This window comes from Pseudomonas sp. ICMP 8385 (genome assembly GCF_002699915.1).
GTDB classification, from domain to species: Bacteria; Pseudomonadota; Gammaproteobacteria; order Pseudomonadales; family Pseudomonadaceae; genus Aquipseudomonas; species Aquipseudomonas gessardii.
In genome coordinates this window covers 77,818-98,084 of the sequence record NZ_LKBY01000045.1, presented here as the reverse complement: position 1 = coordinate 98,084, position 20,267 = coordinate 77,818, and the positions used below count along the sequence as shown (strand labels likewise).

The following is a 20,267-nucleotide window of genomic DNA, read 5'->3' as shown; positions in this document are numbered from 1 at the left end:
GGCTTGCCCGCGATTGCGGTGGGTCAGCCAATCTATATGTCGACTGATCTGCCGCTATCACGGGCAAGCCCCTACATTTTTGATTGATGCAGGGCAGTGATATTTATGCAGGCTTGACCCGTTCCGAAGGCCTGCGCACCCCGGCCACGATCTTGTCCACCGCCTTGGTCGCCGCGACCATGCCGAACGTCGCGGTCACCATCATCACCGCGCCAAACCCACCGGCGCAGTCCAGCTTCACCCCATCCCCGACAAAACTCTTCTGCAAACAAATGCTGCCATCGGGCTTGGGATAACGCAGCTGTTCGGTGGAGAACACACAAGGCACGCTGTAGTGCCGGGTCACGGTACGCGAGAACCCGTAGTCGCGGCGCAAGGTGGAGCGCACTTTCGAGGCCAGCGGGTCATTGAACGTGCGGTTCAGGTCGCACACCTGGATCAGCGTCGGATCAATCTGCCCGCCCGCGCCGCCGGTGGTGATGATCTGGATCTTGCGGCGCTTGCACCAGGCAATCAGCGCCGCCTTGGCGTTGACCGCGTCGATGCAGTCGATCACGCAGTCGATGGTTGGCGTGATGTATTCGGCCATGGTGTCACGGGTCACGAAGTCTGCCACGGCATGCACCGTGCAATCGGGGTTGATCGCGCGCAGGCGCTCGGCCATCACTTCGACCTTGGGCTTGCCCACCGTGCTGTCTAGGGCGTGCAACTGGCGGTTGCTGTTGCTGACGCACACGTCGTCCAGGTCAAACAGCGAGATCTCGCCCACCCCGCAACGGGCCATGGCTTCCGCCGCCCACGAACCGACACCGCCCACGCCGACGATGGCCACATGGGCCGCTTTCAAGCGTTCCAGACCTTCAATGCCATATAAGCGGGCGACGCCGGCAAACCGTGGATCTTCTGTACTCATGACCATTACCCCAAAAACCGGCGCGCATTATAGGGCTACGCAGCGATAAGTTCTAAGCTACAAGCTATAACTAAAGAACTTACCGACGCTTTCGCTGCCCAATGCCCGGTTTTTCCGGGCTTGCTGTACGCCCAGGGAAGGGCCGGTGTAGGATGCGCGCCGTTCGACACCTCCATTCGTTCCACACCCTTTGGAACCCGAAACAGCTATGTCATCGCGTAAATTTGGACTCAACCTGGTGGTGGTGCTGGCAATTGCCGCGCTGTTCACCGGTTTCTGGGCGCTGATCAACCGCCCGGTCACTACCCCCAACTGGCCCCAGCAGATTTCCGGGTTTTCCTACTCGCCGTTCCAGCAAGGCCAGTACCCGCAGAAAGACCAGTATCCGAACGACGAACAAATGCGTCAGGACCTTGCGATCATGAGCAAGCTGACGGACAACATTCGGACCTATTCGGTCGACGGCCCCCTGGGCAATATCCCCAAGCTGGCCGAAGAATTCGGCCTACGCGTGACCCTGGGGATCTGGATCAGCCCGGACCTCGAGCGCAACGAGCGCGAGATCCAGCGGGCCATCGAGATCGCCAACACCTCGCGCAGCGTGGTACGCGTGGTGGTGGGCAACGAGGCCATCTTCCGCAAGGAAATCACCCCCGAGGAGTTGATCGTCCTGCTGGATCGGGTGCGCGCAGCTGTCAAAGTACCGGTAACCACCTCCGAGCAGTGGCATATCTGGGAACACAACCCGCAACTGGGCAAGCATGTCGACCTGATCGCCGCGCACGTCCTGCCGTACTGGGAACATGTGCCGATGGCCCAGGCCGGGCAATTCGTCCTTGATCGGGCCAAGGATCTGAAGAAGACCTTCCCGAAAAAGCCACTGCTGCTGTCGGAAGTCGGTTGGCCGAGCAATGGGCGCATGCGCGGTGGCGCGGACGCCTCCCCGGCCGACCAGGCCATTTACCTGCGCACCCTGGTCAACAAGCTGAACCGCCAGGGCTACAACTACTTTGTGATCGAAGCCTTCGACCAACCCTGGAAAGCCAGTGACGAAGGCTCGGTGGGCGCCTACTGGGGCGTGTTCAACGCCGCGCGCCAGCAGAAATTCAACTTTGAAGGCCCGGTCGTGGCCATCCCGCAATGGCGGGTGCTGGCCATCGGCTCGGTAGTGCTGGCACTGCTGTCGCTGACCCTGTTGATGATCGACGGCTCGGCCCTGCGCCAGCGTGGCCGCACCTTCCTGACCTTTATCGCGTTCCTGTGCGGGTCGGTGCTGGTGTGGATCGGCTACGACTACAGCCAGCAATACAGCACCTGGTTCAGCCTGGTCGTCGGCTTCTTACTCGCCTTGGGCGCCCTGGGCGTGTTTATCGTGCTGCTGACCGAGGCCCATGAGCTGGCGGAAGCGGTCTGGACCCACAAGCGTCGGCGTGAATTCCTGCCGGTTGAAGGGGATTCGGACTACCGCCCGAAAGTATCTATCCATGTGCCGTGCTACAACGAACCGCCGGAGATGGTCAAACAGACCCTCGACGCCCTGGCCGCCCTCGATTACCCGGACTACGAAGTCCTGATCATCGACAACAACACCAAGGACCCGGCGGTGTGGGAGCCGGTGCGCGACTACTGCGCCATCCTGGGCCCGCGCTTCAAGTTCTTCCACGTCGCGCCCCTGGCCGGTTTCAAGGGCGGCGCACTGAACTACCTGATCCCGCACACCGCCAAGGACGCCGAAGTGATCGCGGTGATCGACTCGGACTACTGCGTATCGCCCAACTGGCTCAAACACATGGTGCCGCACTTCGCCGACCCGAAAATCGCCGTAGTGCAGTCGCCCCAGGATTACCGCGACCAGAACGAAAGCACCTTCAAGAAGCTGTGCTACGCCGAATACAAAGGCTTCTTCCATATCGGCATGGTTACCCGCAACGACCGCGACGCGATCATCCAGCACGGCACCATGACCATGACCCGCCGCTCGGTGCTCGAAGAGCTGGGCTGGGCCGACTGGTGCATCTGTGAAGATGCCGAACTGGGCCTACGGGTATTCGAGAAAGGCCTGTCGGCTGCGTACTACCACACCAGCTACGGCAAGGGCCTGATGCCCGATACCTTTATCGACTTCAAGAAACAGCGGTTCCGCTGGGCCTATGGTGCAATCCAGATCATCAAGCGCCACACCGCCAGCCTGCTGCGCGGCAAGGACACCGAACTGACCCGTGGCCAGCGCTACCACTTCCTCGCGGGCTGGTTGCCGTGGGTGGCGGATGGCATGAACATCTTCTTCACCGTCGGTGCCCTGTTGTGGTCGGCGGCGATGATCATTGTGCCGACCCGGGTCGACCCGCCGCTGCTGATCTTCGCAATCCCGCCGTTGGCGCTGTTTGTGTTCAAGGTCGGCAAGATCATCTTCCTCTACCGTCGCGCCGTGGGCGTAAACCTCAAGGATGCGTTCTGCGCGGCCCTGGCCGGATTGGCGCTGTCCCACACCATCGCCAAGGCGGTGCTGTATGGCTTCTTCACCACCAGTATTCCGTTCTTTCGTACACCGAAAAACGCGGACAACCACGGCTTCTGGGTAGCGATTTCCGAAGCCCGCGAAGAGATGTTCATCATGTTGCTACTGTGGGGCGCGGCGCTGGGGATCTACCTGGTGCAGGGCCTGCCGAGCAATGACATGCGCTTCTGGGTGGTGATGTTGCTGGTGCAATCGCTGCCGTATGTGGCGGCGTTGATCATGGCGTTCCTCTCGTCGCTGCCTAAACCGGCGGTGGCCGCGGAGCCTGCAACGGCGACGTAAAAACTTGCGCAATGCACTAAACGGCGGCCTCTGGTCGCCGTTTTGCTATAAGATAACGGCCCTTTATGGGTTCAGGCAGCCACTGATCCCCCTTGTGGGAGCGGGCTTGCCCGCGATGCAGGCGCCGCGGTGTATCAGTTGCACCGCAGCGATGCCATCGCGGGCAAGCCCACTCCCACACTGGATCTATTTCACTTTCGTCTTGCGCCCTGACACACCTTCGGAGTTTTCCCATGACGGCCCACGCCGACCTTTCGCCGACCCTCCAACTCGCTATCGACTTGATCCGCCGCCCGTCGGTGACGCCGATCGACGCCGACTGCCAGAAGCTGATGATGCAGCGCCTGGGCGACGCCGGCTTTGCGCTTGAGCCGATGCGCATCGAAGATGTGGACAACTTCTGGGCCACCCACGGCCAGCACGAGGGCCCGGTGCTGTGCTTCGCCGGCCACACCGACGTGGTCCCGACCGGCCCGCTGCAGGCCTGGCAGAATGACCCGTTCGACGCGCTGATCGACGAGCACGGTATGCTCTGCGGGCGTGGCGCGGCCGACATGAAAGGCAGCCTGGCTGCGATGCTGGTGGCGTCCGAGCGTTTTGTGAAGGATTACCCGGACCACAAGGGCTCGGTCGCCTTCCTGATCACCAGCGACGAAGAAGGCCCGGCGCACCACGGCACCAAGGCGGTGATCGAGCGCCTGGCAGCACGCAAGGAGCGCCTGGACTGGTGCATCGTCGGTGAACCGTCGAGCACCACCCTGGTGGGCGATGTGGTCAAGAACGGCCGGCGCGGCTCCCTCGGTGCGACCCTGACCGTGCGCGGTGTGCAAGGCCACGTGGCCTACCCGCACCTGGCCAAAAACCCGATCCACCTGGCCGCCCCGGCCCTGGCCGAACTGGCCGCCGAGCATTGGGACGACGGCAATACCTTCTTCCCGCCCACCAGCTTCCAGATTTCCAACCTCAACTCCGGCACCGGCGCCACCAACGTGATCCCGGGTGACCTGACAGCGGTGTTCAACTTCCGTTTCTCCACCGAGTCCACCGTCGAAGGCCTGCAGCAACGGGTTGCGGCGATTCTCGACAAGCATGGCCTGGACTGGCATGTGGAGTGGGCGCTGTCGGGCCTGCCGTTCCTGACCGAGCCGGGCGCTCTGCTGGATGCGGTGTCGGCCAGCATCAAGGCCATCACCGGCCGCGAGACCCAGGCGTCCACCAGCGGCGGCACGTCCGACGGGCGCTTTATCGCGACCCTCGGCACCCAAGTGGTGGAACTGGGCCCGGTCAACGCGACGATCCATCAGGTCAACGAACGTATCCTGGCCAGCGACCTCGACGTGCTGACCGAAATCTACTACCAGACCCTGATCAAGTTGCTCGCCTGATGCTCGCGTGCCCCCTTTGCAGTGCGCCACTCAATGAGCTGGACAATGGCGTGGTATGCCCGGCCGGGCACCGGTTCGACCGGGCCCGCCAGGGCTACCTGAACCTGTTGCCGGTACAGCACAAGAACAGCCGCGACCCGGGCGATAACCTGGCGATGGTGGAAGCGCGCCGCGACTTCCTCAATGCTGGGCATTACGCCCCGGTGGCCAAACGCCTGGCGGCACTGGCCGCTGAGCGCAAGCCTCAGCGCTGGCTGGATATCGGCTGCGGCGAGGGTTATTACACCGCACAAATCGCCGATGCCCTGCTGCGTGCCGATGGTTATGCCCTGGATATCTCCAAGGAAGCGGTCAAGCGCGCGTGCAAGCGCAACCCGACGCTGACCTGGTTGATTGCCAGCATGGCCCGCGTGCCCCTGGCCGACGGCAGTTGCCAGTTCCTCGCCAGCGTATTCAGCCCACTGGACTGGCAGGAAGCCAAGCGCCTGCTCAGCCCTGGCGGCGGTTTGATGAAGGTCGGCCCGACCAGCGGCCACCTGATGGAACTGCGCGAACGCCTGTACGACGAAGTGCGCGAATACACCGACGACAAGCACCTGGCCCTGGTGCCGGACGGCATGAGCCTGCAACACAGCGAAGTGCTGGAGTTCCAGCTCAGCCTGGCCGAGCCCAAGGACCGCGCCAACCTACTGGCGATGACCCCCCACGGCTGGCGCGCCAGTGCCGAGCGCCGCGCCCAGGTGATCGAACAGGCCGGACCGCTGCTGGTCACCGTGTCCATGCGCTACGACTATTTCGTGCTTCAATAACCGACTTTACGGGCATTTGTGCCCACCCTGAATCCGCGAATGGATTTTCGAATCCCGCAACGAGGAACATCCATGCGCCAACCCGATATCGAGATTTACCTCAAGGACGCCGACGTCGACTACAAGGCCATCGCCGCCTGGCTGGGCGCGGCCCTGGGGCCATGTACCGACTGGGTACAAAAGGGCCAGACCTACAAGTGCAAGGCCGGCAATGTGCCAGTGACCTGGTTGCCCAAGGCCGTGGGCAAGTGGAACAGCCTGTACCTGGAAAGCGACCAGACCCCGTGGGCAGACGACATCGCCTGCGCCCGTGCGGCGTTTGCCGCGCTGAACGTTGAAGTGCGCTGCGCGCCGGGAACGTGGGTCGAGGAAGAAGGTGAGGAAAGCGCCGACACCTGGATTCGGATCAGCACCGATGGTGAAGAACAGATCACCTGGAAAACTGCCTGACCCAACCTGGTCAGTGTGGGGGCTGGCTTGTGTGGGAGCTGGCTTGTGTGGGAGCTGGCTTGCCTGCGATAGCATCACCATGGTCTGACAGAGAGACCGAGGTGCCTGTATCGCAGGCAAGCCAGCTCCCACACAAGCCCGCTCCCACATGGGTTCAGCGGCGTTGCAGAAATCGGCTTTAAAGACCGACCACATCCTCCGCCTGCAAGCCCTTCTCACCGGTCACCACGGCGTATTCCACCTGCTGGCCCTCGGCCAGGGAGCGGTGGCCTTCCCCGCGGATGGCGCGGTAGTGCACAAACACATCCTTGCCGTCCTCCCGCTGGATAAAGCCATAGCCCTTGGCGTCGTTAAACCACTTCACATTGCCGGTTTCGCGCGTTGTCATCTGTTTGCTCCCACTGGTTTTTTATTGTTGAGTCAGCCCAATTGAACTGCCGAGTATAAGACAGGCTCAAAAACGATCAACTCAACTTTACTTCGCTGCTTTTTTGCCGATTTTCGGCGAATACGGCACACTACCCGCCCGAGCGCCTGCTCGGTTTTTCCCACTCAAAGCAGCACACCTATGACCCGCTCCCCGTTCCGCCGTCTGGTATTTGGCACCTTGCGCCGACTGTTGTACCTCTGGGTTCGCTCGGAAACGATCAACCAGTCGTCCCTCACCCTAAACCTGGACCGCAGCCGGCCGGTGTTCTACGTCCTGCAATCGCCCTCCCTGACCGAACTGGCCGTGGTGGATGCCGAGTGCACCAAGGCCGGCCTGCCGCGCCCGGTGCTGCCGGTGTCCGTTGGCCCGTTGATGGAACCGGCGGCGTTCTTCTACCTGACCCCCGACCCGGACTGGCTCGGCCGCCAGGACAAGCGCGGCGCACCACCGACCCTGACGCGCCTGGTCAACACCCTGAGCGAGCACGCCGAGGAAAATGCCCAGGTCATCCCGGTCAGTGTGTTCTGGGGCCAGTCGCCAGCCAGCGAGTCCAGCCCCTGGAAACTGCTGTTCGCCGACAGCTGGGCCGTCACCGGGCGCCTGCGCCGGCTGTTGAGTATCCTGATCCTGGGGCGCAAGACCCGGGTGCAATTCTCGGCGCCAATCAACCTGCGTGAATTGATCGAGCACAATAAAGGGCACGAACGCACCGTACGCATGGCCCAACGGATCCTGCGGGTGCACTTTCGCAACCTCAAGACCGCCGTGATCGGCCCCGACCTGTCCCACCGGCGCAACCTGGTCAAGGGCCTGGTAAACATGCCGCTGGTGCGCCAGGCGATCCTCGATGAGGCCGAGCGCGAGAACATCAGCCCGGAAAAAGCCAAGGCCCTGGCCTTGCGCTACGGCAACGAGATCGCCTCGGACTACACCTACACCGCCATCCGCTTCCTCGAAGTGGTGCTGAGCTGGTTCTGGAACAAGATCTACGACGGGATCAAGGTCAACAATATCGAAGGTGTGCAAAAGGTCGCCCAGGGTTACGAAGTGATCTACGTGCCCTGCCACCGCAGCCATATCGACTACCTGCTGCTGTCCTACTTGCTGTTCAAGAACGGCTTGACCCCGCCGCACATCGCCGCCGGGATCAACCTCAATATGCCGGTGATCGGCAGCCTGTTGCGCCGTGGCGGGGCGTTTTTCATGCGCCGCACGTTCAAGGGCAACCCGCTGTACACCTCAGTGTTCAACGAATACCTGCACACCCTGTTCACCAAGGGTTTCCCGGTGGAGTACTTCGTCGAGGGCGGGCGCTCGCGTACCGGGCGCATGCTGCAGCCCAAGACCGGGATGCTGGCGATCACCCTGCGCAGCTTCCTGCGTTCCTCACGCATGCCGATCGTGTTTGTGCCGGTGTATATCGGCTACGAACGGGTGCTGGAAGGCCGCACCTACCTGGGCGAACTGCGCGGGGCGACAAAAAAGAAAGAGTCGATCTTCGATATCTTCAAGGTCATTGGCGCGCTCAAGCAGCGCTTTGGCCAGGTGGCGGTCAACTTCGGCGAGCCGATCAAGCTGGCGGAGTTTCTCGACCACGAGCAACCGGACTGGCGCACCCAGGAACTGGCGCCCCACTACAAGCCGGCCTGGCTCAACGAGACCACCAACCGTCTCGGCGAACGGGTGGCCCAGCACCTCAACGAAGCCGCCGCGATCAACCCGGTGAACCTGGTGGCGCTGGCGCTACTGTCCACCAGCCGCCTGGCCCTGGACGACCAGGCCATGGCGCGGGTGCTGGACCTGTACCTGGCGCTGCTGCGCCGGGTGCCCTACTCGCCCCACACCACGCTGCCCGAGGGCGACGGCCAGGCCCTGATCAAGCACGTCAAGGACATGCACCTGCTGTCGGAACAGAGCGATGCCCTGGGCAAGATCCTGTACCTGGACGAGCAAAACGCGGTCCTGATGACCTATTACCGCAACAATGTGCTGCATATTTTCGCCCTGCCGGCGCTGTTGGCCAGTTTCTTCCAGAGCAGCTCGCGCATGAGCCGCGAACAGATCCTGCGCTACACCCGCGCGCTGTATCCGTACCTGCAATCGGAGTTGTTTATCCGCTGGTCCCTGGACGAGCTGGACGCGGTGGTCGACCAGTGGCTCGAAGCCCTGGTGGAACAAGGCCTGCTGCGCTTTGAAAACAACATCTACCTGCGCCCGGCCCCCAGCTCGCGCAACTTTGTGCTGCTGACCCTGCTGTCCAAGAGCATTGCCCAGACCCTGCAACGCTTCTATATGGCCATTTCCCTGTTGCTCAACAGCGGCCAGAACAGTATCAGCGCCGAAGAACTGGAAGACCTGTGCACAGTCATGGCCCAGCGCCTGTCGATCCTACATGGCCTGAATGCCCCGGAGTTCTTCGATAAGAGCCTTTTCCGACATTTCATCCAGACATTGCTGGAGCAAGATGTGCTGCGCCGCGATGAAGCCGGCAAGCTGAGTTACCACGACCTGCTCGGCGAGTTGGCCGAAGGCGCGGCCAAGCGGGTGCTGCCGGCGGAGATTCGCCTGTCGATCCGCCAGGTGGCGCTGCACCGCAACGAGGAAGCGCCCGCGCCGGACGCCGCGGACGAAACCCGCTAGATTTACCAGGGCGCCAGGGTGTTTCTGGCGCCGTTGACAAGGAGCTGTACCATGAAAAAAATCATTCTCCTGGGCCTGACCGCCCTGCTGGGAGCCTGTCACTCGATGAATCCCGCGCCCAAAGCCAGCCTTGATGGCGAAGTGTTCTACCTGCAACGCATTGCCCTGCCGCCTGCCGCCACCTTGAGCGTCAGCCTGCAGGATGTGTCCCTGGCCGACGCCCCCGCCGTGACCCTGGCCGAGCAGAAAGGCCCGGTCAACGGCCAGGTGCCGCTGCCTTTCCACCTGAACTACGACCCGGCCCAGATCAAGCCCGGCCACAGCTATTCGGTCAGCGCTCGCATCGAGCTGGATGGCAAGCTAATGTTTATCACCACCGAGCGCCATTCGGTGCAGTTGAACGGCCAGGATCCCCAGCCGCTTCGCCTGCGCGTTGACGCCGTTACCCACTGATCCAGTCGATAAAAAGGAAGCGCCCATGCTCCGCAACTCTCTTCGCCTCAGCGCCCTGTGCGCGGGCCTGCTGCTCGGTGCCAACGCCATGGCCCTGTCCCTCGGCGACCTGTCCCAGGGCGACGCCACAGGCGGCCTCAAGGACGCGTTGACCCAGGGCGCGCAGATTGCCGTCAAGCAACTGGGGGCTCCCGGTGGTTTCAGCAATAACCCCGAGGTGAAAATCGGTTTGCCGGGCAAGCTGGAAAAAGCCGCCGGCGCCCTGAAAATGCTCGGTATGGGCGATCAGATCAGCCAACTTGAAGCCAGCATGAACAAGGCCGCCGAGTCCGCTGTGACCCAGGCCCAGCCGATTCTGGTCAATGCCGTGAAAAACATGAGCGTGAGCGACGCCAAGGGCATCCTCAGCGGCGGCCAGGATTCAGCGACCCAGTATCTGGACAAAAGCAGCCGCGAGCAGATCCGCGCCAAGTTCCTGCCAATCGTCAAGCAATCCACGGACAAGGTCGGTGTTGCCCAGCAGTACAACGCGCTGGCCAAAAAAGCGCCCATGGGGTTGTTGGGCGGCAAGAGCGACAGCGTCGAAAACTACGTGACTGAACAAGCGCTGGACGGTTTGTTCAAGATGATTGCCCAACAGGAAGAAAGCATCCGCCAGAACCCGGCAGCCGCCGCCACCAGCCTGGCGAAGAAAGTGTTCGGCGCCCTCTAGGCACACCGTCGGCAACAAACACCAACGCCCCGAATAATCGGGGCGTTGGTGTTATTGCCCAGCAGATATGCACCTCACTACCATCAGCTGTAGGTGATTTTGCCCTCGTACTTGATGGTACTGGAGAACTGCTGTGGTTGAGCGTGGTGATGGTGGTGCTGCTGGCAGGGCGGTGGCTTACATTTGGATTTGCCCTTGCCCTTGCCGAAGTGTTTCCCCATTTTGAAGGCCATCATCGGCATCATACCGAACCCTGCTAGCCCAAACATGCCCATAGGTCATTCCTCACATTTAATGAAACCTCCTCCTGGAGCAACCCCGCCGCCAGGAAAAGGCACCTGAAACCCAGGTAATCCCTGAGTGGCAGGTGCGCAAAAAACAGTTCCTAAACCGTGTAGCCTATTTACTCCACGTTATGCGGATCTCGGCTTGACCCGGAACCACGCCGCATACAACGCCGGCAAAAACAGCAACGTCAGCGCCGTCGCCACAATCAACCCGCCCATGATCGCCACCGCCATCGGCCCGAAGAACACACTGCGCGATAGTGGGATCATCGCCAGCACCGCCGCCAGCGCGGTCAGCACAATCGGCCGGAAGCGCCGCACGGTGGCTTCGATAATCGCTTGCCAGGGTTCCAGGCCGGCCTTGATGTCCTGCTCGATCTGGTCCACCAGGATCACCGAGTTGCGCATGATCATCCCCGACAACGCGATAGTCCCCAGCATGGCCACGAAACCAAACGGCTGGCGGAACACCAGCAGGAACAGCGTCACGCCAATCAGCCCCAACGGCGCGGTAAGGAACACCATGGCCGTGCGCGAGAAGCTGCGCAGTTGCAGCATCAGCAAGGTCAGCACCACCACGATAAACAGCGGCACGCCGGCTTTCACCGAGTTCTGGCCACGGGCGGAGTCTTCCACGGTGCCGCCCACGTCCAGCAGGTAACCATCCGGCAGTTCGGCACGCACCGCGGCCAGGGTCGGCAGGATCTGCTGGACCAGGGTCGCCGGCTGCTCCTTGCCATAGATATCGGCGCGCACAGTCACGGTTGGCAGGCGGTTGCGATGCCAGATAATGCCTTCCTCGAAGCCATATTCCAGAGTGGCGATCTGCGACAGCGCCACGCTGGTGCCATTATCGGTCGGCACCGCCAGGCTCGGCAGCAGCGACAGCTCGGTACGCTCATGCACGGTGCCGCGCAGGAGGATTTCGATCAACTCGTTGTCCTCCCGGTATTGACTGACACTGGAGCCGGTCAGGGAACTCTGGAGGAATTTCGACAGGTTGGCCGTGCTCACGCCCAGGGCGCGGGCGCGGTCCTGGTCGACATTGAGGTAGACGATCTTGCTCGGCTCTTCCCAATCCAGATGCACATTCACCACATGGGTATTCTCACGCACCTTGGCCGCCACCTTGCGCGCCAGGGCCCGCACTTCTTCGATGTGCTCGCCGGTCACGCGAAACTGCACCGGATAACCAACCGGCGGGCCGTTCTCCAGGCGCGTGACCCGCGAACGCAGGTCGGGGAATTGCTCGTTGAGGGTCTCGATCAACCAGGTGCGCAGGGTTTCGCGCTCCTCGATGGTCTTGGCCAGCACCACGAACTGGGCAAAGCTGGCCGCCGGCAGTTGCTGGTCCAGGGGCAGGTAGAAGCGCGGCGAACCGGTGCCGACATAGGCCACATAGTTGTCGATCCCGGCATGCGCCTTGAGCAGGCCTTCGAGACGCTTGACCTGATCGGCGGTATTACTCAGCGAGGCGCCTTCGGCCAGCTTCAGGTCGACCATCAGCTCCAGGCGCCCGGACGCCGGGAAGAATTGTTGCGGGACAAAACGGAACAGCGCCACCGAGCCGATAAACAGCAGCACGGTCAGCACAATCACGGTTTTGCGCCGGCGTACGCACCACTCTACCCAGCGCCGTACGCGCTGATAGAACGGCGTACCGTAGGGATCCGGTCCATCGGCGCCGTGTTTGGCCGCGTGAATCTTCGCCAGGTCCGGCAGGAGCTTTTCCCCCAGGTAGGGCACAAACACCACGGCCGCGACCCACGAGGCCAGCAGCGCGATGGTCACCACCTGGAAAATCGAGCGGGTGTATTCGCCGGTACTCGATTGCGCGGTGGCAATCGGCAGGAAGCCGGCTGCGGTGATCAGCGTACCGGTGAGCATCGGGAACGCGGTACTGGTCCAGGCGAAGCTGGCCGCCTTGAGGCGGTCGTAGCCCTGCTCCATTTTGATCGCCATCATTTCCACGGCGATGATCGCGTCGTCGACCAACAAACCCAGGGCCAATACCAGGGCACCGAGGGAGATCTTGTGCAGGCCGATCCCCAGGTAATACATGCAAGCAAAGGTCATGGCCAGCACCAGCGGAATCGCCAGGGCCACCACCATGCCGGTGCGCACGCCCAGGGAGAAAAAGCTCACCAGCAGCACAATCGCCAGGGCCTCGGCCAGCACCTGGACGAATTCGCCCACGCTGGTCTTCACCGCCGCCGGCTGGTCCGACACCTTGCGCAGCTGCATGCCGGCCGGAAGGTTCTTCTGCAGGCGTGCGAACTCAGCCTCAAGGGCCTTGCCCAGCACCAGGATGTCGCCACCATCACGCATGGCCACGGCCAAGCCGATCGCGTCGTCCCCCATATAGCGCATACGCGGCGCCGGCGGGTCATTGAAGCCACGGTGAATCTCGGCCACGTCGCCGATGCGGAAGGTGCGGTCGCCCACGCGGATCGGGAAATTGCGGATCTCTTCCACCGCCTTGAAGTTACCCGACACCCGCAACTGCACACGCTCGCTCGGGGTTTCAAAGAAGCCGGCGGTAGACACCGCGTTCTGCTCCTGCAATGCCTGTTGCACCGCCGCCAGGGGCAGGCCGAGGGTGGCGAGCTTGAGGTTGGACAGCTCGATCCAGATCTTCTCGTCCTGTAGCCCCAGCAGCTCGACCTTGCCCACATCCGGCACCCGTTGCAGCTGGATCTGGATGCGGTCGGCGTAGTCCTTGAGCACCGCGTAGTCAAAACCCTCGCCGGTCAGGGCGTAGATATTGCCAAAGGTGGTGCCGAATTCATCGTTGAAGAACGGGCCCTGGATGTCCGGTGGCAGGGTCTGGCGGATATCGCTGATCTTCTTGCGCACCTGGTACCAGAGATCGGGAATCTGCGCCGAGTGCATCGAGTCCCGGGCGATAAACGTGACCTGGGATTCGCCCGGGCGGGAGAACGAGACAATGCGCTCGTACTCGCCGGTTTCCATCAGTTTCTTTTCAATGCGCTCGGTGACCTGGCGCGACACTTCCTGGGCCGTGGCGCCTGGCCAGTTGGTCTTGATGACCATGGCCTTGAAGGTGAACGGTGGATCTTCGCTTTGCCCCAGCTTGGTGTAGGACAACGTGCCGACGACCGCCAGCAACAGCATCAGGAACAGGACGATCTGGCGATTACGCAACGCCCATTCGGAAAGATTGAAACCCATCGGGGACTACTCCTTGTTGGCCGCCAGATTCACCACCCGGTTGGAGCGATCCACCGGGCGCACTTGCTGGCCCTCATGGAGCACATGGACACCGGCGGCAATCACCCAGTCAGTGGGGGCCAGGCCTTCGAGCACCGGCACGCTTTTTTCGCCGAAGGCGCCGATGCGCACCGCCGTGCGCTTGAGGGTGTTATCCGGCTTGACCAACCAGACGTAGGACACACCATTCTCCGCACTGAGGGCAGACAGCGGCACCGCCAAGGGAATCACACCGTCGGCCTGGATGAAGACCCGCGCACTCTGCCCCAGCTCCGCCGGGACCTTACCGGCGTTGAAGGCGACACGGGCAGCAAAGGTGCGCGACTTGGGGTCGGCCGCTGGCGACAGCTCGCGAATGCGCCCTGCGAAACGTTGCTCGGGCTGGCTCCACAACTCCACCGAGACCGGCTGGCCGACCTTGAAGCGGCCGAAGCTTTGCTCTGGGAAGCTGATCAACACTTCACGCTCGCCATCGGTGGCCAGGGTGAACACGGTCTGCCCGGCAGACACCACTTGCCCGACTTCCACCGCACGCTTGGCCACCACCCCATCCTGGGGCGCACGCAGCACGGCATAGCCGGCCTGGTTGTTGGCCACGTCGAATTCAGCCTTGATCTGCTGCAAGCGGGCGACGCCTGCGCGGTAGAGGTTTTCGGAATTGTCGTACTGGGAGCGGCTGACCATCTGACGGTCCATCAGGGTCTTGTAGCGATCACGCTCGGCCCGCACCAGGCTCAGATTGGCCTCGGCTGCCGTGACCTGGGCACGCGTGGCCTGCAGTTGCAGGCGTACATCCTGGGGGTCGAGCTCGGCCAGCGGCTGGTTGGCCTTGACGCGCTCGCCCTCTTCCACCAGCCGGCGGCTGACTTTGCCGCCAATGCGAAAGGCCAGGTCCGGCTCATAACGGGCACGAACCTCGCCGGGGTAGCTGTCCATTGCCAGCGCCGAAGGCTGTGGTTGCACCACCATGGCCGGACGGACGGTGGTTTGAGCCGCCTCTTCATGGCCGCAGGCAGCCAATAAAAGAGCAAGGCTGACAGGCAACGCGAGGGGCAGGAAAATGCTGCGCATGCTGAAGGACCTTTCGCAAATGGTGCTTGGAGTAATTATACTGACCGGTATGTTATTAATACCAAACTCACCAGTCCACTATTTAAAGTAAAAATGTCTGACAATCCTGTAACCACCAATAGCCCCGGGCGTCCCAAGGACATGGCAAAGCGCCAGGCAATCCTCGACGCAGCGAAAATCCTGTTCTTGAGCAACGGTTACGCGAGCACCAGCATGGACGCCGTGGCCCTTGAGGCGGGGGTGTCGAAACTGACGGTCTACAGCCACTTCACCGACAAGGAAACGCTGTTCACCGCCGCCGTCGAGGCCAAGTGCGAAGCGCAACTGCCGGTGATGTATTTCGAGCTGCCCGACGGTGTGCCGGTGGAGAAGGTGCTGCTGAACATCGCCCGGGGCTTTCACCTGCTGATCAACAGTGAAGAGTCGGTGAACCTGCATCGCTTGATGATGACCTCGGGCAATCAAGATCCGAAGCTGTCGCAGATCTTCTTTGAAGCCGGCCCCATGCGGATGTTGCAGGGCATGGAGCGCTTGCTGGGCAAGATCAACCAGAGTGGTGCCTTGAGCATCGACAAGCCGTTTACTGCGGCCGAACACTTCTTTTGCATGCTCAAGGGCACGGCCAATTTCCGCTTGCTGTATGGCTGTGGCGAACGCTTGAGCAAAGCCGCCGCCGAAGAGCATGTGCAGGAAGTGGTAGGGTTTTTTATGCGGGCGTACCGGCCTTGAGCGCTTTCTTCGGATAAATATCGTACCGGCTGGATTTGCCATCCAGCGCATGGCTCGGCTTGGGCCCGTCAATGCACGGCGCCTTGCGTGGGCGCTTTACCACCACCCGATGGCTGGCCAGAGCCAAGGCCGCCGCGAGCAACGCCGGGGCATCCGGGTCGTCGCCCACCAGCGGGCGAAACAGGCGCATTTCCTTCTTCACCAGGGCGGTTTTCTCACGGTGGGGAAACATCGGGTCGAGGTAGATCACCTGCGGCGGCTCCCCCTCCCAATGGCGCATCACCTCGATGGAGTTGCCTTTGAGCAGGGTCATCCGCGCAACAATGGGCGCCACTTCAAAATCATCCGCCCCACGCGCCAGGCCATCTTCGAGCAAGGCCCCGATCAACGGCTGACGCTCGATCAGGCTCATCTCGCAGCCCAGGCTGGCCAGTACGAACGCGTCCTTGCCCAGGCCCGCCGTGGCATCCAGTACCCGCGGACGTACACCTTGGGACACCCCCACCGCCTTGGCGATCATCTGCCCGCTGCCACCGCCATAGAGCCGGCGATGGGCCGCACCGCCCTCGACAAAATCCACCCGCACCGGGCCAGGCGCATCGGGCCCCAGCTGTTGCAGTTGCAGGCCATGCTCGCCCACTTGCAGGGCAAACTCAGCGTCCGCCAGTTGCACAGGCAAGCCAAGCTGCTCGGCCCAGTGCTGGGCGCGGGCCTGGAAACCGTCGGCCAAGGCCTCGACCCGAATGCGGCTGGCCGCGGGTTGTTCGCTCATCGTTTGCTACGCTCAAAAATATTAAGGATCGGCCAAAAGCGGCCGATAAAAAAGGATCAGGCATTTTGCCAGACCCTGAGCGTCGACCGAGAGAAATGTCAGACATTCATTCCCTATTCACCGGTGTCCTGCCGACCCACAACCACTTCGGCCTGCGCAATACCCAAGCGCTGGCCGGCGTCAGTCATGTGTGGCAGGACTTCTTCGCCCGGGCGTTGGCCGAGCAGCTTGGCCAGGAGCCAGGGGCGCAGTTGGCCGCAGACCCGGTGCCGGTGGATGCCTCGATCGAACCCAGCGCCGGCAGCGACCTGCTGACGCAAATCGTCACCCAGCGTCATTGCAATGTCCAGGACACCGAGGTCGCCCCGCCTGAACCGCTATTCCTGCCGATTGCCGAGTTTGAACTGGAGTTGCTGCCACCGGCGGCCGTGCCGTTCCCGGAGGATGAAATCGTCGCCCAACAGCGCCAGCAGAACTTCGAGAGTGGCTGGGTACGCCCCATCGTCCTCACTGCCGGCCAGCCATTGCCCGCCCCGGGCCCGGCGCCGCAAGCCAAGCCGTTGTTCCTGCCGATTGCCGAGCTCGAACTGGACCTGCTGCCACCCGCCGCCGAACCGTATCCCGATGAAGAACTAGCGCTGCAGCAAAAGGCATTGGACTTCGATTGTGGTTGGGCCCGCCCGCTGATCCTGCAGAACCTGCGCCTGGCGGCTTGATCCCGCGCGCCTAGAGCAACCCCAGTTGCTCCACCGCAGGTTCCCGATGCAACTGCGCCAACGCCGGCAACCCCGGCAAACGCACCCTCAATTGCTGGTGAAAGCGCATGGCCAGTTGGGCCGCCAGGCGATTGTCCGAGGTGTGCAGGAACACGTAAGGCGTGCGCCCTTCCTCGATCCAGCCGGCGACTTTTTCCACCCACGGCACCAGGAACGGATCGTTGGCTTCCAGCTCCGGGTGGCCGATAAAGCGCACCTGGGGGAACTGGGTCAACGCCGCTGGCCGGGGCGGGACCTTGGGCTTTTTCGATTGGGCATGGAGCACGGCGGCCGAGGTTGAAGTGCAACTGAACAACGCCCGTGGGTCCAGGCAGATGCGCTCGACACCACGGTCACGCAGCAAGCGGTTGAGGCTGCGCTCGGCGTCGCCCTTGGCGAAGAATTCACGGTGACGCACTTCCACCGCCAGCGGGCGCTCCAGGCCGTCGATAAACCCTGCCAGCTCCCCCAGCCGCTGCGGGGTGAAACTGGCCGGCAGTTGCAGCCACAGTGGCGAAACCCGCTCGCCCAGCGGGCTCATCAGGCCGAGGAAGCTTTCGGCGGCGGGCAACTGTTCGCGCAGGTCAGCACTGTGACTGATATCACCGGGAAATTTGGCGGTAAACCGAAAGTGCGCAGGCATGATCTCGGCCCAGCGCTGCACGGTGGCCACCGAGGGCCGCGCGTAGAAGGTGGTGTTGCCTTCGCAGGCGTTGAACACCTGGCAATAGAGCCCGAGAAAATCCGTGGCGCGGGCATCTTGTGGATACAGGTACTCGCGCCAGGCGTTTTCACTCCAGGACGGGCAACCGAGGAAATAAGGCAACAGCATCAGATATGGATATCGAGACCCAGCACTTCCATATCCCATTCGACAAAGCCTGCCGTGGTCAGGTAGCTGGCCAGGGCCGTGGCAACGTTGCGGCTCATGGAGCGCGGGAAGACCATGTCTTGCTGGCGCGCCGGAACGCCGCTGATACGTGCGCCGCTGGCGCCCTGGGAGCGCGCGGAAGGCGTCGCGCCTTGGGAGGTTTCTGGCTGGACTTCAATAAAGTCGGGGGACTCTTCGACGGACTCGTCTACCGTCACGTTCGCCTTGCGTGGCTTGCGCTTGAGGGGGTAGGGCTGGGAAGAAAAGCCGTCTATACGCATGCATGCAGATCCGTGATCAGTAATGGCAATTTAGCGGCACTTTCCTTGGCACGCAAATGCTCTGGTGACAACTAGAACACATAAATGGGCAAAGGTTTAAACCCAGGGGGAAATTCTGACGATTGGTGAGGATTGCCTGCGATCAACGGTGGGGCTCGACAGCTCCCACATTAGAGGCTGACCGCAATAAACCTAGAGCCCGCGCTCAGCCTTGGTCTGCGCCACTTTATCGCGCAGGTACACCGGAGCGGCCTGATCAGCCGGGATCGCCTCGCCGCGTTCCCAGGCAAAACGCGCCAGGGTCAGCAGGTCTTCGGCATGGGGCAACATCCCGGCATCCTGGCCGACCGTTGCCACGGCGATCCGCTCGCCATACCCCCAACCCGTACCGGCACCAAACCAGTCGCCACTGGCATCGGCCGGCAACGCGGCGGCTTCGGGTGGCTGCACCGCTTCAACGCCGACCAGGCGCATCTCGCCAGCGGTTTCGCGGTAGCAGCCCCAGTAGACCTCATCCATCCGTGCATCAATGGCTGCCGCCACCTGGGCCGCGCCATGCTCACGCAGTGCGCGCTGGGCCAGCACGGCCAGGTTGGACACCGGCAATACCGGGCGCTCCAAGGCAAACCCCAGGCCCTGCACCACACCGATGGCGATGCGCACGCCAGTGAACGCCCCCGGGCCGCGGCCAAAGGCGATGGCGTCCACCGCCGACAAGGTGGTGCCGGCATCGAGCAACAACTGCTTGATCATCGGCAGCAACTTTTGCGCGTGCAAGCGGGGGATCACCTCATAGTGGCTCGTGACCTTGCCGTCATGCAGCAGGGCAACGGAGCAAGCTTCAGTCGCGGTGTCCAGGGCCAGCAGGGTGCTCATCGGTGTGGGTGTCCAAATCGAAAAAAAGTTTGCCAGTATAAACAACAACGGCCCGCAAGCGGGCCGTTGAACGTCAAGCCGATCGTCAGATCAGTTCAGCGCTTGCAGCACCTTGGCGGTGATGGCTTCCACCGAGCCAACGCCCGGGATGTGGCTGTATTTCGGCTTGCCCTGGGCCGCCGACAGCTTCTGGTAGAACTCTACCAGTGGCTTGGTCTGGGAGTGGTAGACCGACAGGCGATGACGCACGGTTTCTTCGGTGTCGTCCTTGCGCTGTACCAGGTCGTCACCAGTCACATCATCCTTGCCTGCCACTTTGGGCGGGTTGTAGACGATGTGGTAGACGCGGCCCGAGGCTTCGTGAACGCGGCGACCGGCAATACGCTGGACGATTTCTTCGTCTTCAACGGCGATTTCAACCACCGCGTCCAACTCGACGCCGGCCTTCACCAGGGCTTCGGCCTGGGGAATGGTGCGGGGGAAACCGTCGAACAGGAAGCCGTTCTTGCAGTCTTCCTGGCTGATGCGTTCCTTGACCAGGTTGATGATCAGGTCGTCGGAAACCAGGCCACCGCTGTCCATCACGCTCTTGGCGATCAGGCCCAGCTCGGTGCCGGCCTTGACGGCAGCGCGCAACATGTCGCCAGTGGAGATTTGTGGAATGCCGAACTTTTCAGTGATGAACTTTGCCTGAGTACCTTTACCGGCCCCGGGAGCTCCCAGCAGAATGACGCGCATCGATGTGCTCCTCAATTTTTTATAGAGATGACGCTCGGATTCGCCGCGTGGGGCCAATCTCGTA

At 62.3% G+C, this 20,267-nt stretch carries 19 protein-coding genes; 9 read left to right on the top strand and 10 right to left on the bottom strand.

Going from position 1 to position 20,267, the window contains the following annotated elements; all coding sequences use genetic code 11:
- Positions 1–103: 103 nt before the first annotated feature.
- A complete protein-coding gene (tcdA, locus tag AO268_RS06620; protein WP_065938764.1) occupies positions 104–913 on the bottom strand; it encodes a tRNA cyclic N6-threonylcarbamoyladenosine(37) synthase TcdA in 810 nt (269 codons plus the stop codon).
- Positions 914–1,121: 208 nt separating this feature from the next.
- Between tcdA and AO268_RS06615 the strand changes: the two genes are divergently transcribed.
- The 4 genes from AO268_RS06615 (at position 1,122) to AO268_RS06600 (ending at position 6,357) form a co-directional block, all read left to right on the top strand.
- The gene (locus AO268_RS06615) at positions 1,122–3,713 is read left to right on the top strand and encodes a glycosyltransferase (protein ID WP_076962156.1); all 2,592 of its coding nucleotides are present in this window, start codon (positions 1,122–1,124) and stop codon (positions 3,711–3,713) included.
- A 233-nt stretch (positions 3,714–3,946) separates the two neighbouring features.
- Positions 3,947–5,098, top strand: a complete 1,152-nt coding sequence (gene dapE / locus AO268_RS06610; RefSeq protein WP_076962155.1) for a succinyl-diaminopimelate desuccinylase — start codon at positions 3,947–3,949, stop codon at positions 5,096–5,098.
- Positions 5,098–5,907, top strand: a complete 810-nt coding sequence (locus tag AO268_RS06605; RefSeq protein WP_076962154.1) for a putative RNA methyltransferase — start codon at positions 5,098–5,100, stop codon at positions 5,905–5,907. Before dapE ends, AO268_RS06605 begins: the two co-directional genes overlap by 1 nt.
- A 72-nt stretch (positions 5,908–5,979) precedes the next feature.
- Positions 5,980–6,357 carry a hypothetical protein gene (locus tag AO268_RS06600; RefSeq protein WP_076962153.1) on the top strand — a complete coding sequence of 126 codons (378 nt, stop codon included), beginning with the start codon at positions 5,980–5,982 and terminating at the stop codon, positions 6,355–6,357.
- Positions 6,358–6,535: 178 nt separating this feature from the next.
- On the opposite strand, the gene AO268_RS06595 is transcribed toward AO268_RS06600, so the two are convergent.
- Positions 6,536–6,745 (bottom strand): cold-shock protein, encoded by a 210-nt coding sequence (locus tag AO268_RS06595; RefSeq protein ID WP_003189131.1) that lies wholly within the window; start codon positions 6,743–6,745, stop codon positions 6,536–6,538.
- A 180-nt stretch (positions 6,746–6,925) separates the two neighbouring features.
- Between AO268_RS06595 and plsB the strand changes: the two genes are divergently transcribed.
- The 3 genes from plsB to AO268_RS06580 are packed head-to-tail and all read left to right on the top strand — an operon-like array spanning position 6,926 to position 10,592.
- Positions 6,926–9,427 (top strand): glycerol-3-phosphate 1-O-acyltransferase PlsB, encoded by a 2,502-nt coding sequence (gene plsB / locus AO268_RS06590; protein WP_076962152.1) that lies wholly within the window; start codon positions 6,926–6,928, stop codon positions 9,425–9,427.
- 51 nt (positions 9,428–9,478) lie between these two features.
- Entirely contained in the window at positions 9,479–9,880 is a 402-nt protein-coding gene (locus AO268_RS06585; RefSeq protein WP_099168208.1) for a YbaY family lipoprotein, read from the top strand.
- A gap of 25 nt (positions 9,881–9,905) precedes the next feature.
- A complete protein-coding gene (locus AO268_RS06580) occupies positions 9,906–10,592 on the top strand; it encodes a DUF4197 domain-containing protein (RefSeq protein WP_076962150.1) in 687 nt (228 codons plus the stop codon).
- An 83-nt stretch (positions 10,593–10,675) separates the two neighbouring features.
- On the opposite strand, the gene AO268_RS06575 is transcribed toward AO268_RS06580, so the two are convergent.
- The 3 genes from AO268_RS06575 to AO268_RS06565 form a co-directional block, all read right to left on the bottom strand.
- Positions 10,676–10,867 (bottom strand): hypothetical protein, encoded by a 192-nt coding sequence (locus AO268_RS06575; RefSeq protein WP_076962149.1) that lies wholly within the window; start codon positions 10,865–10,867, stop codon positions 10,676–10,678.
- Between the two features lie 138 nt (positions 10,868–11,005).
- Positions 11,006–14,071 carry an efflux RND transporter permease subunit gene (locus AO268_RS06570; protein WP_076962148.1) on the bottom strand — a complete coding sequence of 1,022 codons (3,066 nt, stop codon included), beginning with the start codon at positions 14,069–14,071 and terminating at the stop codon, positions 11,006–11,008.
- A 6-nt stretch (positions 14,072–14,077) separates the two neighbouring features.
- Complete coding sequence (locus AO268_RS06565; RefSeq protein ID WP_076962147.1) at positions 14,078–15,181, bottom strand: efflux RND transporter periplasmic adaptor subunit; 1,104 nt, start codon at positions 15,179–15,181, stop codon at positions 14,078–14,080.
- 93 nt (positions 15,182–15,274) lie between these two features.
- Between AO268_RS06565 and AO268_RS06560 the strand changes: the two genes are divergently transcribed.
- On the top strand, positions 15,275–15,910 hold the full coding sequence (locus AO268_RS06560; protein WP_099168207.1) for a TetR/AcrR family transcriptional regulator: 636 nt from the start codon (positions 15,275–15,277) through the stop codon (positions 15,908–15,910).
- Here AO268_RS06560 and AO268_RS06555 read toward each other — a convergent pair.
- Positions 15,888–16,682, bottom strand: a complete 795-nt coding sequence (locus AO268_RS06555; protein ID WP_076962145.1) for a class I SAM-dependent methyltransferase — start codon at positions 16,680–16,682, stop codon at positions 15,888–15,890. The genes AO268_RS06560 and AO268_RS06555 overlap by 23 nt on opposite strands.
- A gap of 95 nt (positions 16,683–16,777) precedes the next feature.
- Here AO268_RS06555 and AO268_RS06550 point away from each other — a divergent pair, with 95 nt between their 5' ends.
- Positions 16,778–17,398 (top strand): energy transducer TonB, encoded by a 621-nt coding sequence (locus AO268_RS06550; protein WP_099168206.1) that lies wholly within the window; start codon positions 16,778–16,780, stop codon positions 17,396–17,398.
- 10 nt (positions 17,399–17,408) lie between these two features.
- Here the strand turns inward: AO268_RS06550 and AO268_RS06545 are convergent, their stop codons facing one another.
- The 4 genes from AO268_RS06545 to adk all read right to left on the bottom strand — a co-directional run bounded on the left by AO268_RS06545 (position 17,409) and on the right by adk (position 20,203).
- On the bottom strand, positions 17,409–18,269 hold the full coding sequence (locus tag AO268_RS06545; protein WP_099168205.1) for a DUF72 domain-containing protein: 861 nt from the start codon (positions 18,267–18,269) through the stop codon (positions 17,409–17,411).
- Complete coding sequence (locus tag AO268_RS06540) at positions 18,269–18,589, bottom strand: hypothetical protein (RefSeq protein WP_076962142.1); 321 nt, start codon at positions 18,587–18,589, stop codon at positions 18,269–18,271. Before AO268_RS06540 ends, AO268_RS06545 begins: the two co-directional genes overlap by 1 nt.
- Before the next feature lie 192 nt (positions 18,590–18,781).
- Positions 18,782–19,465: a tRNA (adenosine(37)-N6)-threonylcarbamoyltransferase complex dimerization subunit type 1 TsaB gene (gene tsaB / locus AO268_RS06535; protein WP_076962141.1), complete on the bottom strand. Its 684-nt coding sequence runs from the start codon at positions 19,463–19,465 to the stop codon at positions 18,782–18,784.
- Between the two features lie 90 nt (positions 19,466–19,555).
- Positions 19,556–20,203: an adenylate kinase gene (adk, locus tag AO268_RS06530; protein ID WP_029300155.1), complete on the bottom strand. Its 648-nt coding sequence runs from the start codon at positions 20,201–20,203 to the stop codon at positions 19,556–19,558.
- Positions 20,204–20,267 lie beyond the last annotated feature (64 nt).

Bases quoted from the DNA above. Each gene is read 5' to 3' on its own strand.
- AO268_RS06600 (WP_076962153.1), top strand. From the start codon at position 5,980: ATGCGCCAACCCGATATCGAGATTTACCTCAAGGACGCCGACGTCGAC.
- AO268_RS06565 (WP_076962147.1), bottom strand. From the start codon at position 15,181: ATGCGCAGCATTTTCCTGCCCCTCGCGTTGCCTGTCAGCCTTGCTCTT.
- AO268_RS06605 (WP_076962154.1), top strand. From the start codon at position 5,098: ATGCTCGCGTGCCCCCTTTGCAGTGCGCCACTCAATGAGCTGGACAAT.
- AO268_RS06560 (WP_099168207.1), top strand. From the start codon at position 15,275: ATGTCTGACAATCCTGTAACCACCAATAGCCCCGGGCGTCCCAAGGAC.
- AO268_RS06575 (WP_076962149.1), bottom strand. From the start codon at position 10,867: ATGGGCATGTTTGGGCTAGCAGGGTTCGGTATGATGCCGATGATGGCC.
- plsB (WP_076962152.1), top strand. From the start codon at position 6,926: ATGACCCGCTCCCCGTTCCGCCGTCTGGTATTTGGCACCTTGCGCCGA.
- tsaB (WP_076962141.1), bottom strand. From the start codon at position 19,465: ATGAGCACCCTGCTGGCCCTGGACACCGCGACTGAAGCTTGCTCCGTT.
- AO268_RS06570 (WP_076962148.1), bottom strand. From the start codon at position 14,071: ATGGGTTTCAATCTTTCCGAATGGGCGTTGCGTAATCGCCAGATCGTC.
- AO268_RS06615 (WP_076962156.1), top strand. From the start codon at position 1,122: ATGTCATCGCGTAAATTTGGACTCAACCTGGTGGTGGTGCTGGCAATT.
- AO268_RS06595 (WP_003189131.1), bottom strand. From the start codon at position 6,745: ATGACAACGCGCGAAACCGGCAATGTGAAGTGGTTTAACGACGCCAAG.
- AO268_RS06585 (WP_099168208.1), top strand. From the start codon at position 9,479: ATGAAAAAAATCATTCTCCTGGGCCTGACCGCCCTGCTGGGAGCCTGT.
- AO268_RS06545 (WP_099168205.1), bottom strand. From the start codon at position 18,269: ATGCTGTTGCCTTATTTCCTCGGTTGCCCGTCCTGGAGTGAAAACGCC.
- dapE (WP_076962155.1), top strand. From the start codon at position 3,947: ATGACGGCCCACGCCGACCTTTCGCCGACCCTCCAACTCGCTATCGAC.
- AO268_RS06555 (WP_076962145.1), bottom strand. From the start codon at position 16,682: ATGAGCGAACAACCCGCGGCCAGCCGCATTCGGGTCGAGGCCTTGGCC.
- tcdA (WP_065938764.1), bottom strand. From the start codon at position 913: ATGAGTACAGAAGATCCACGGTTTGCCGGCGTCGCCCGCTTATATGGC.
- adk (WP_029300155.1), bottom strand. From the start codon at position 20,203: ATGCGCGTCATTCTGCTGGGAGCTCCCGGGGCCGGTAAAGGTACTCAG.
- AO268_RS06550 (WP_099168206.1), top strand. From the start codon at position 16,778: ATGTCAGACATTCATTCCCTATTCACCGGTGTCCTGCCGACCCACAAC.
- AO268_RS06540 (WP_076962142.1), bottom strand. From the start codon at position 18,589: ATGCGTATAGACGGCTTTTCTTCCCAGCCCTACCCCCTCAAGCGCAAG.
- AO268_RS06580 (WP_076962150.1), top strand. From the start codon at position 9,906: ATGCTCCGCAACTCTCTTCGCCTCAGCGCCCTGTGCGCGGGCCTGCTG.